We start from the raw sequence: 11517 nt of genomic DNA, 5'->3' as shown, positions 1-11517 counted from the left end.
ATCGTCATTCCCGACTGTTGGTGCTCGCCGTCAGATTTACGACAGTCCGAGGTCCCACAAGAGAAAGCACTACGTATATCGATTAAAGCATGAGCACCCACCCACGGAAGAATCGTGCTCATGAATGGTCCCCATGCTGACGACCGGCACTCGCCCAGCGGGTGGCGTACGCCCAATGTCTGGGCGCGCACGGAGACGTTCGATGGCAACCCGATCAAGCAGCTCCTTGTTCCAGCGAGTGCCTTTCACGCCGTCTCAGGTAGCGATGGGGCACTTGAAGTCGTCAACAACTACGGCGTCTGGCCAGCCGCGAGCGGTGAGACGCCGCTCGATCAGGACATCCTGTGGCTAAGGCTCCCGCCCGGAACGGGAGCCGGGGACTCGCTGACCCGAGCGGGTTGGCACCTGCCGAGCGTCCTCCTCCGTTCTGCGCCATCTGAGGTTCTCAGGTCGTATCGGGATGCGATCACCTTCAACGAAGGCACCAAGGAAAGTCGCGGCCTTCGATCGCCGCAACTCGGAGCGATGCATGCCGTGCTCGGCTACTGGACCACCAAGCGGACCACTCCGGCCACGGTGGTTATGCCGACAGGCACTGGCAAGACGGAGACGATGCTCGCGCTTCTGGTGGCCGCCCGCATCAATCGATTGCTGGTATTAGTCCCCTCCGATGCCCTCCGTGAGCAGATTGCGACGAAATTCGAGACCCTCGGCGTGCTGCAGAAGCTGGGCATCGTCACCGCTTCGGCGATCCGCCCGGCGGTGGGGCGCGTCCAACAGGGCTTCACCACCGTCGACGCGGCGGAGTCATTCACGCGAGCGTGCAACGTCATCGTCGCGACGCCCCAGGCGTTGACTGCCTGCCAGCCCGAGGCACTGGCAGCCCTCGCCGGCGCCTGCTCTCATTTGTTCATCGACGAGGCCCACCACGTGGCCGCACGTACGTGGTCTGCCGTCCGCGACTTTTTCGTCGACAAGAACGTGATCCAGTTCACCGCGACGCCGTTCCGTGAGGATGGCAAGCACCTTCAAGGCCGCATCCTCTACTCCTTCCCCCTGCGGGAAGCTCAAGCGCAGGAATTCTTCTCGCGGATCAACTACACCGCGGTTGTCGACTTCGAGGACCTGGACCGAGCCGTGGCGGAGCAGAGCGTCGCCAAGCTGCGCGCGGACCTGGAATCTGGTTTCGACCACGTTCTGATGGCTCGCGTCAGCGGCATCCTTCGAGCGAAGGAACTCAAGCCGCTCTACGACAAGCTGGCCGCCGATCTCCAGCCGGTCATCATCAACAGCCAAATGCCCGCGAGACAACAACGCGAGGCAGTCAAGGAGCTGCGAGAAGGTCGCTCCCGCATCGTCATCTGCGTCAACATGCTCGGAGAAGGCTTCGACCTGCCGTCTCTGAAGGTCGCAGCGGTGCATGATCCGCAGAAGAGCCTCGGTGTCACCCTGCAGTTCATCGGCCGCTTCGCACGGACGTCATCGGAGGGCAGGTACGGCGACGCATCGGTATTCGTCGCCCGTGCCGAGATCGATGTCGACAGGCGTTTGCGGACGCTGTACGCGGAGGATTCCGATTGGAACCTGATCCTGCGCAACCTCACCGAGACCGCCGTTCAGGGACAGCAGGATGTCAGCGACTTCGAGGAGGGCTTCACCAGCTTGCCCGAGGACGTCACGTTGCGGAGCCTGCTGCCGAAGCTGAGTACGGTCGTCTACCGAGCCCCTACTGAGCGATGGGAACCGGAGAACCTCGTCGACTTCTTCGGCGAGGACCGCATGTACACCCAGCCCATCGGCCTGAACACAGCCGCCGGGATTGCCTGGTGTGTCGTGGAAGACCGTGACAACGTCCGCTGGGGCGACCTCAAAACCCTCGAAGAGGTCAGCTACGAGCTGTACATCCTCTACTTCGACCGGGAGAAGCGCCTGCTGTACATCAACAACTCCGCCAACGATGGAGTCTTCGAGGATCTCGCGACGGCCGTGCTGGGTGCTGGCGCAAGGCGCTTCACGGGCTCGACGGTCTACCGCGTGATGGCCGACATTGACCGGCTAGTGCCGACGAACGTCGGCGTCCTTGACGCCCATGACCAGTTTCGCCGCTTCTCCATGCACGTGGGCTCCGACGTCACGGCTAGCTTTACCCAGGCCGAGGCCGGCACGAAGTCGCAGACGAACATCTCCGGCGGCGGGTACCGCGACGGCGAGCGGGTCAACATCAGCGCCTCCCTCAAAGGCCGCATCTGGTCCGCCGCTACCGCCCGCGGTCTCAAACACTGGCGGGACTGGTGCGACTCCGTTGGCGAGAAGCTGGTCGATGACACCATCAGCATCGACAAGGTGATCGGGCAGTTCATCCTGCCTGAACGCCTACAAGGCCGGCCCGCTGGCGTCGTCCTGGCAGTCGAGTGGCCGTGGCAGATCCACACGGTGCAGGCGGACAACCTGAGGCTGTCGTTCCAGGACCTCAAATACGAAGCCGTCTACGCCGATCTCGTTCCGGACACCGCCGCAACCGAGGGCCCATTCCGCTTCGACGTGCGCACCAAGGGGTGGAAGGTCACGTACGAGGCCACCGTCGAGAACAGCCGCCTCTTCTACCGGTGCGCCAGCGATGAAGAGATCAAGATCGTCCGCGCACGCTCCGAGCTCAACCTGAGTGATTGGCTCAACCAGGTCGGTCTCACCTTCATCCTTGACGATGACCGGATCATTGAGGGTGACCTACTCTACAAGCCAACCTGGGACAAGGAGCCTTTCGACCGCGCGAACCTCACGCCCTTCGACTGGAAGGGCACCACCATCACCGTCGAATCTCAGACCAAGGACCGGCTGATCGATTCCGTTCAGTACCGTGCCATCGCCGAGCTCAAGGCGGAGAGCGATCCGTGGGACGTCATCCTCGACGACGACGGCAGCGGCGAGGTCGCCGACATCGTGGCCATCCGGATCGACAGCGAAGGGCTGCTGATCCGGCTCGTGCATTGCAAGTACTCGCACGGTGAGACCGTCGGCACACGCGTCAACGACCTGTACGAGGTCTGTGGGCAGACTCAAAAGTCGATCATGTGGCGGCGCGGCGATCTACGCCCATTTTTCCGCACACTCGACGACCGGGCTCGCAAAAAGCAGCGGCGTGACGGCGTCAGCCCCTTCGAGGTCGGAGATATCAAGGCGCTCTACAAAATTCAGGAGCAGGCAACCGTCCTGCGGCGGCGCATGGAAATGGTGATCGTCCAGCCGGGCCTGTCCGCCTCGAGGGCGACGACCCAGCAACTAAACCTGCTCGCCTCGACACAGGCGTACCTCAAAACGACGATCAACGCACCGCTCGCGGTGTGGTGCAGTCGATAGAGGCGGCTCGGGTCGGACGTATCAGCTCCGGTGCCCCGCCCTGGCCACCACCAACGGGCCGGGCGCCTACTCGCGGGGCGCTCCCTGGGTGCTCGGATGTTCCGGAGCCGGACCGGATTCGCGGCACGATTCCTGGATTCGTACCTTCGGCGGGCAAACAACGCGATGACACATTATGCGAGCACGGCGCGGACCATCGCGAACGCGGCCGGACGAGGTGCCCGGGTCGCGGAGAGCGAAAGTCGATCGAGCACGGACAGTAGTTTGTCCTGGTCTGCGCACTTTTAATCCATAGGTTCAGGGTTCGAGTCCCTGGCGGCCCACCACAGAACCCTTCTGAGCTCAGCAGCCGGGGGGATCAGCGCAGACGCGCCGTAGGTTCAGGGTCCGAGTTCCTGGCGACCCATCGACCGCACCCTTGTGCGAACCGGGGCACTCCTCAGATGCCCCCACCCGCGCCGGGCAGGGGCATCGTCGCCGCGAGGGACCTTGAACACGGGCACGACTACCTGGACCTGGCGCTGCCCGACCGAGGCATCTCGGCCGGGCGTACTGCGGTCTTATTCGCGCAGGTCCGAGCCTCCTCGGCGCCAGCAATACGAATCGCGGCTACCGAACAACCGCGGTCGCGTCGGAGTTGGTGACGTTGGCGGCAAGTGCCTCCGCCTTGGCCAAGCTCTTCGACAGGGAGAACGTGTTTTTGATGCCATGGAAAGCGCGTGAGAAACCACCGTCGCCGAGTGCCTCCAGGTGGATCTCACGACGTTGGCCGTGATCCGTCAGGTAGACCCGAACGCCCCATGCTCCCATCGCGCCTTTTCGGGATGCCAACAATGCCATGTCGGGCTGATGGCGTAACTGATCAAGTGGATTGTTGCTGACCATCAATGGCTCGATGGTGGCCTTGTACCCGGCCAGGGCTGCGTTGAGTATCGCTGCCACCTCGGCTAGCGGGATTGCGGTCTCCACGATGACGGACTCGGTTTGCATGATGCGCCACGCCTCCTTCTGGACGGTCTCACGAGATCGGCGACGGCGTGGCGAGCGACTTTGCCCGCTTTCGCTGCCCGGCGCCGAGACTCGACGAGAAGTACGTTCCCCGGTCTTCCGCTTCTTTCTTGCGAAGGCGATGCTGCTGCTCCGCGCACTTTTTCTGATCAGCTGCCTTGCGGATCTTGGAGTGGTTTCGGCTGAGTGCCCGGGGGGTCGGTTGATTGAATTGGATGCCATCGGATGCCTGCGGAGAAGAGACTGAGGGGCCAGCCGGGTTCGAACTCCTCTGCTCACCCGACGATGACTGCGGCAGCGGAAGCCACCAGCAGGACGGCGAGCGCGATGCTGATCGCGTTCAGGAGGCGAGCCGCCACTATCGGCCCCGGCGTCCGGCCGGCCACCTGCCGCACCACCGGACCGCCCAACGTCGCGAGGATGTCCACCGAGCGAGCCACGATGTGCCCTTCACGGCTGCCTGCGCTGTGCACGCGCGCCACGTCGCCGGGCCTCAGCGAGTCCGGGTCGATCTCGCCGTCGATCACGACACGAACGGTGCGCCCGTCGGCCGGCTGGAGACGGAAACGGTGCCCCGGCGCGCTGAGCTCACCGCCACTGCGAGTCAGGCGCCGTGCCAGCCAGACGCCGGCGACCGGCACTACCGGCATGATCACGAGTACGAACGGGACACCGCCCATGAGAAACCGACCGAGCATTGGCGCGACCGTCAGGCCTGCTGCGACGATCAGCACGACGAAGCCGGAGTACGAGCGCCGTGATCGGGTCTGTTCGACTGGACCGATCACCACGCCTATGTGCGGGTCGGTGGCCGTTGCGGGGGCGTCGTGCGCCTGTGCGGCCTGCTGGGGCATCGGTGGGGGGCGGCGGCCCGGAGGCGGTGCGAGGCCGCCGGGCGGTACTCGGAGCGGCGCCGCTTCGCCGGAGCGGCCGGGTCCCTCGGTACGAACCCGGCGCACGGTACGCGGCACATCGCTCGCCGAGAACGACCGCGGCCCGGAGTCGCCTGGGCGCGAGGCGCCGCCCGGAAACAGCAACGGGTCCCCGTCCGTCGCCTGGGTGGGGAACAGAGGCGGCGACTCCGGCTCCGGCTCCGGATCGGGCTCGGGCTCGGGCGCCGACTCCACCCGGATCGGGACGGCCTCCCGTTCCACGGACACGTCGGCCGGGCGGGGGCGGGCCCAGGGCGGCAGGGGTTCGGTCATGGGGCCGGCGCCAACGTGCGGACGGCGCACTGGTTCCCCAGTTCTGCGCCGGACATTTGCGGAAATCTGTTCCCGCACCAGGCGAGCACGTCGTCGCGGTTCGCGAAGTCGCCGAGGGCGAACGTGACCCACAGGGCCTCGCCGTTGTAAACCTGCCGCTTGCCGTAGTCGGTGCTCTTCAGCAACACCACGGCGGTGCCGTCGGTGGTGCCCTCGCGCAGAGCCTGATGCTCCTCGAGGATGTCGGTCGCCTGAAAGATGTGCGAGCCCGACCTGTTGGTCTGGTAGGGGTCGCTGATCCCCAGGGTCTTCGACGCCAACTGGGCCGCGTACTGGCCGTGGAACGAGACCGTCGGGAGGTCCTGGTCGTGCTGCGCGTTGAGCGCGTTCAGCGCAGCCTGCTCGGGGTCGATCGTCTCCTCGATCGTCGTCTCCGCCGGGGCGGTGTTGTCCGGCGTCTGCTCGGGCTCGACCGTCGGGTACGGCGCGATCGGCTGCTCAGCGGTCGGCATCACGGAAGAGGTGTCGTCGGTTGCGGCGTTCACACTGGCTACGGTCGCTCCGAGCGCCAGGAGGACGGCCGCCGCGCTGCCGACCACGATCATCAGTCGCCGGCGGTGAAGTCCGCTGGATGGGGCCGAGGCAACGGTGGGCGGCGGTGGAATCCATGGCGACGCCGTCTGCTGCTGGCTCCGCGGCGACGCAGGTTCCGGTCGAGACGGCACCGCAAGGTCCGACGAGGGCTGCGAGGCCGGCGGCGCCTGCGAGGCTGACGGCTCAGCGTCACCCGTGATCAGGGCTGAAAGGTTCCACAACCCGCCCGACGTCTCACGATCGGTCATGTCAGATCCCCCCTGTCAGTCGCCGAAGACGACGACGCGCCTGCCATGACTCGGGCCCGCTCCGACGGTGGCCCCCGCGATCGGACGGCCGGCGGGTACCGCACGATCGCGTCCCCAGCCTCGGATCTCCTCGATCTGCTCCGGGTTCGTCCGACTCAGCGGGGACATGTTGACGAATATGTCCACCACGAACTCGGGTCGGAGGTTCGCGGTGCCACCGTTGAGGTGCACCTCCTCACCGACCTCGTGCAGCGCCGACTCGAGATCCGACCCGGCGAAGCCCTCGGACAGGCCGACCAACTTGTCGACCAGTTCGGTGGCGGGCTCCTGACCGACGTAGCGGCGGTAGTACATGTTGATGATCTCCTCACGATCGTCGGCATCAGGAAGGTCCACGAAGAACAATTCGTCGAACCGACCCTTGCGCAGCAGCTCCGGCGGCAGTGAGCGGACGTCGTTCGAGGTGGCGACCACGAAAACCCGATGCCGGGACTCCTGCAGCCAGAACAAGAACTGGCCGATCAGCCGGCGGCTCACGCCGGTGGTGTCGTTCTGCCCGGCCAGGCCCTTCTCGATCTCGTCGATCCACAGCACGCACGGTGCCACCCGGTCCGCGGTGTCCAGCGCCTCGCGAAAACGGGTCTCCGACTGGCCCACGTACTGGCCCATGATCGCGGCCAGGTCGAGCCGGTAGAGCGGCAACCGCCACTCCGCCGAGATCGCCTTGGCCGAGAGCGACTTGCCGCAGCCGGGGACTCCGACCAGCAGGACGCCACGAGGCGGACGGAGCTCCGTTCCGCGGAGGTCTGCCGCCATGACCTTCTGCTTCTTGCGCAGCCAGGTGCGGAGGTTCGTCAAGCCGCCCACCTGACGATCCGAGTCCCTGAGCTTGACCCGCTCCAGACCGGACAGCGAGCTGAAGTGCTTGTCCTTGAACTCGGCCAGATGCCCGACGTCGTCCCTCCCCACCGAGCCCTTGGCGACGAGGGTGGCCATCACGTTGACCGCTGTGCCTTCCGGCACTCCGACCAGGAACTCCGCAGCCCGCCGGGCGTCGTTCTCGGTCCATGCGATGGGCACGATGCCGTGGTGGTCGCGAAGGAACTCGACGATGACGTCGTACATCTCGTCGGCGTCCGGCAGGTCCAATGCCACGCTCATGCCGAGCCGTTCCAAACCGCTCCACAGCGGCGTGTCGGTGATGATGATCATGCTGCCTGAGTTGGCGTCCGCCAGTCGGGCCAGCTCGGCGACGTGCCGAGCTGCGGTGTTGTCGTCACTCAGGTTCTCTGGATCCACGAACACGACCGTGGCCTGCGCACGAGTGGTGAACTGCTGGGCGGCGAAATCCATCGCGCCGGTCAGCGACTTGTCCTCCGCGACCGACGAGTTGGTGCGCAGGTCGCGCAGACCGGTGGCTCGGGTATAGACCCAGAACGGGAGGTTGGACCGCTTGGGGACCGCCGCGACCTGCCGGACCAGGCGGAGGGCCCGGACCTGTTCGATGCTGTGTACGCCGATCAGCGGGACGCGCGCGGAGATGTAGCTGTCGAGGTCCCTCAGCGATTCGGCATAGTTCGACATGGGTCTTCCTTCTCGGGACGGTCAATCGACGATGACGCGGCGTCGCGGCGTCGCCAGCGGGTCGGCGGCCCAGGCGTCACGCGCGACGTGGCCGTTGGAACGTTCGGTCACTGCTGTCAGCGGGTTGTCGCGGATGGTGCGCAGCCGGGCCTCGACCGCAGCCCGGGGCGCTCCCGACCGACGTAAACGCTCGACCGACTCGTCCAGCTGCCGCTGGCCGCTGCGGATCTGGGCGTCGACCATCTCGGTGAGCCTGGCCCGTACCTCCTCAGGCAGGGCCTGCGCGCCCGCCAGCGCCCGGATCGAGACGAGTGACCACCGCGCGTGGTTCAGCGCCCTGGCCGCCGCGAACTCGTCCGGGTTGCCGAGCTCCCGGGTCAGCGCTTCGCTCCAGGTCTTCAGCCGCCGTACGAGCGCATCGAAGATCCGACCGCTGAGCCGCTCCCAGCTGTCCGCATGGAAGTCCGCCGGTTCGAGCGCCGGCAGGATCGCCGGCTCCAACGACTCGCCCGCACCCCACCGCTCGAGGAAATCGGCCCACGCGGCGTAATGTCCGCCTTGGACGTACATCGATCAGTCCGACCGGTGTCGCTGGACGTAGATCTCGCCGGGCGGCAGCGGCTCCCACGACGGCAGGCCCTGCACCATGTGCCGTCGCCGGTCGGTCCGATGCTCTACTGGGGTGCTGGCCTGCTGTGCCCACGGCACTACGACCGCTGCGTCGCCGTTTTCATTCCGGGCGTCGCCCTCGCTGGGAGACATGGTCAGGCTCCTGTCGCTACGCGTCGTTCGTACGGGGTCGGGGCGTTGCCCAACTGGGCAAGGTCGGCAATCAGCGTCCGTACCTCCGGCTCTCGGGTGTCGGCATCGCGGTAGGCGGTGGTCCAGTCGAGGAGCTCGGCACCGGCCCCTCGCAGCTGGGCAATCGAATCCTGCTTTCCGCGCTCGACCAGGGCCCTGGCATCCTGCTGACGCTTCGCCGCCGTCTGCGCCTTACCGTTCAGAACCAAGAACCAGATGCCACCGCCGATCAGCGCGGCGAAGACGCACACCAGGGCGAGGGCAGACGAAACTCCCGCGCAGAGGAGACCAAAGAGAACGGCCGCGCCGATGACCACGCCGGGTACGACAGCCTCCTTGCGCCAGTTGAAGGTCATGCTGTCGATGAAGGGCCGCCCGTGTCGGTCCCAATGCTCGGCCAGCGATCGCTCCAGGTGCTCGATCGGGTCGGTGAAGGACCCGGTCCACCGGGGCAGGTTGAAGACGACGCCGGCACCGGTGTGGTTGCCCTCGAAGACGGCCTCCACGTCAGTGGGAAGCCCGAGCCGGTAGTCGCGGCTGAACGCTGCGTGCGCCCGGCCGAACCAGTCGTGGCAGGACGAGACGGCCATTCGTTGGGTGGCGCGAGACACCCCGATCTTGCTGGGATTCAGTGCCGATTCCGACTGGATGGTCAGGTAGTCCAACCTGGTCTCCAGGGCGACCAGGTCGTTCGGCAGGTCCCGTTGCGAGGCGGCCATGTCGCCGTCGTTGCGGATGATCGCCTGGTTCAGCGCGTGCTCGCGGCGCAGCGGAAGCTCCTCGTCGTCGAACTCGGCGACGAGCCGGTCGAGAATGTCGTCGACCGCGTCCTCGATGCGATCCTGGCTCGGGTGCTCCTCGGCGGCCATTGCCGTGTACTTCGTGATCAGTGAGCCGTGCGCGTTGGCATGCGCGAGTGCGCGATCCAGCGCCGGCCACTGAGGTGACACCGCGGACAGGCGCGGGAACGATGCCTGAGAGGAGCCGCCGACGTGGACATCCACCTCACCGCGCCAGCGGTTCACCTGGGCCTGCTGCTTGGCGTCGTCGTTCAGCAGTTGGGCACGCCAGGAGTTGAGGCGTTCCTGCACCAGCTCCAGGCCAGCCGGCCCGAACGCGCCCTGCGACACGCACTCCAGAATCATCGCGAAGTCGCGGCCCAGCGTGTTCGGGTCCAGGGCGGTGAGGTACTGCCGCAGCCAGCGCACCGAGGCTTCCCGCCGGCCCTGCCGGCGCAGCACGAGGGCCAGGAACAGCGACGTACGACTCGGCGACCGACCATAGCCCGTCTGGATTGCCCGGTCGCACAACTCCCGGTCGTCCTCGGCCCAGGCGCCCAGGGCGACCAGCACCGGCGCCAACCAGTAGCGCGGAGTCTGCACCATCAGCTGCTCGCTGACGCTGCGCACGGTCTCCTGAGAGACCAGACCGGAGTCGAAACCCTGAAGGACGCCGGTGGCGAAGCGCCGGACCAACTTGTAGTGGCCGAACTGGTTCTCCAGCTGTGCCTCGACGATGCCGGTCCTGGTCTCGGCGCGCTGCACGTTGGCGGTGCGCTGCGCGATCATGACGAAGGTCTCGAAGTCGGCGGCGAGCTTCTGTAGCCGGTCGCGGGTCTCCTCAGTACGTTGGCCGACCTGGGAGACCTGGTTGCTGACCTGCGTGAGCCCCTGATCCAGCTGCACGACCATGCCCGCGACGTGGTCGACCTTGTTACGCAAGGTGTAATCGATATCGCTCATGGCACTCCTTACGGCTAGGCGACGACCGTGCCGTCTACAAGAACGGGGATGGTCTGGCCGCTCGCATAGACCTCGACGTAGTCGTAGGCACCGGAACGCACAAGGGTCCGCGCCTCCGCGAACTGCGGCGGCACGGTGTCCGCCCGGGTGTAGTGCTCGACGATCGACTGCCACAGGTCGAGGCGGTGGTCGACGTACGGTGGACCAAGGTGGCACTGTGCGAAGAGGCCCAGCGGGACGTCGCCGTACTCGCGCTCGTACTCGTCGCGGATCCACCGGCCGAGCTCGGCGCGCATCGCCGGGTCCAAGCTGGTGTCGATGCGATGGATCGCCTCAAAGATCCCCGCGTGCCGGGGCTTGCGAACGTTGCGCTGCGCCGGCCGCAGCAGGCCCTGCTCATTTGACGAGGCCGCCAGCCCCGAATCCAGATGCGATTCAAGGCGCCGCCGCTCTGTGAATTCCATAGTCTCCCGACCATGTGACCCGACTCATGAATGGTGCCCGAACAACGGGAGCGTAACCGCAGAACGACGTCCCACGCCAGACTCCATGTCCACCAGGCCGAGACGCTTTACGGCAATTTGACGGCACCAAGGTTCAACGCGCCCGACGGATCGTTCCATCAATAACGATGATCGAGGATTCAGGCTGACCGAACGTCCATAGTGGTTCTCCCTATCGTCTGGAGAGGCTGGGCGATCGCCCCGCCGGACGTCGATGAGCCTGCCACGGCAGGAGGTTGGGGATCCCGTCGTTGTGCGGAATCTCGCTCACAAGATGTCGATCTTGAATGGGCCCGTGTCGCTCGGAAATCGCATCCTTGTCGAAATGAAGAGCACCGTGTAAGACTGCACCGGCCCCGGAAGGCATTCGCGGAGGTCAAATGATGGAGGAATTCCTACGTGCGGACGAGATACTCGACCGACGCGATCTGGTATCGCCGGAGTTGCGCGGCGACAACGCATACCGTTTCGGCGT

The 11517-nt window shown here is 65.9% G+C and carries 9 protein-coding genes; 1 reads left to right on the top strand and 8 read right to left on the bottom strand.

Going from position 1 to position 11517, the window contains the following annotated elements:
* Nucleotides 1-120 precede the first annotated feature (120 nt).
* Nucleotides 121-3357: a DEAD/DEAH box helicase gene (locus MED01_RS35305; protein ID WP_238672838.1), complete on the top strand. Its 3237-nt coding sequence runs from the start codon at nucleotides 121-123 to the stop codon at nucleotides 3355-3357.
* Nucleotides 3358-3966: 609 nt separating this feature from the next.
* Here the strand turns inward: MED01_RS35305 and MED01_RS35300 are convergent.
* The 8 genes from MED01_RS35300 to MED01_RS35265 form a co-directional block, all read right to left on the bottom strand.
* Nucleotides 3967-4347 (bottom strand): hypothetical protein, encoded by a 381-nt coding sequence (locus MED01_RS35300; RefSeq protein ID WP_238672837.1) that lies wholly within the window; start codon nucleotides 4345-4347, stop codon nucleotides 3967-3969.
* A gap of 293 nt (nucleotides 4348-4640) precedes the next feature.
* Nucleotides 4641-5570: a hypothetical protein gene (locus MED01_RS35295; protein WP_238672836.1), complete on the bottom strand. Its 930-nt coding sequence runs from the start codon at nucleotides 5568-5570 to the stop codon at nucleotides 4641-4643.
* On the bottom strand, nucleotides 5567-6412 hold the full coding sequence (locus tag MED01_RS35290) for a hypothetical protein (RefSeq protein ID WP_238672835.1): 846 nt from the start codon (nucleotides 6410-6412) through the stop codon (nucleotides 5567-5569). Before MED01_RS35290 ends, MED01_RS35295 begins: the two co-directional genes overlap by 4 nt.
* Before the next feature lie 15 nt (nucleotides 6413-6427).
* Complete coding sequence (locus MED01_RS35285; RefSeq protein WP_238672834.1) at nucleotides 6428-7996, bottom strand: AAA family ATPase; 1569 nt, start codon at nucleotides 7994-7996, stop codon at nucleotides 6428-6430.
* A 21-nt stretch (nucleotides 7997-8017) separates the two neighbouring features.
* Nucleotides 8018-8566 carry a hypothetical protein gene (locus MED01_RS35280; protein ID WP_238672833.1) on the bottom strand — a complete coding sequence of 183 codons (549 nt, stop codon included), beginning with the start codon at nucleotides 8564-8566 and terminating at the stop codon, nucleotides 8018-8020.
* Between the two features lie 3 nt (nucleotides 8567-8569).
* A complete protein-coding gene (locus MED01_RS35275) occupies nucleotides 8570-8758 on the bottom strand; it encodes a hypothetical protein (RefSeq protein WP_238672832.1) in 189 nt (62 codons plus the stop codon).
* A 2-nt stretch (nucleotides 8759-8760) separates the two neighbouring features.
* Nucleotides 8761-10539 (bottom strand): hypothetical protein, encoded by a 1779-nt coding sequence (locus MED01_RS35270; protein WP_238672831.1) that lies wholly within the window; start codon nucleotides 10537-10539, stop codon nucleotides 8761-8763.
* A 14-nt stretch (nucleotides 10540-10553) separates the two neighbouring features.
* Nucleotides 10554-11003 (bottom strand): hypothetical protein, encoded by a 450-nt coding sequence (locus MED01_RS35265; protein WP_238672830.1) that lies wholly within the window; start codon nucleotides 11001-11003, stop codon nucleotides 10554-10556.
* Nucleotides 11004-11517 lie beyond the last annotated feature (514 nt).

The organism is Micromonospora alfalfae, assembly GCF_022230925.1.
In the GTDB taxonomy this organism is placed as follows: domain Bacteria; phylum Actinomycetota; class Actinomycetes; order Mycobacteriales; family Micromonosporaceae; genus Micromonospora; species Micromonospora alfalfae.
This window is presented reverse-complemented; position numbering and strand designations above follow the sequence as displayed.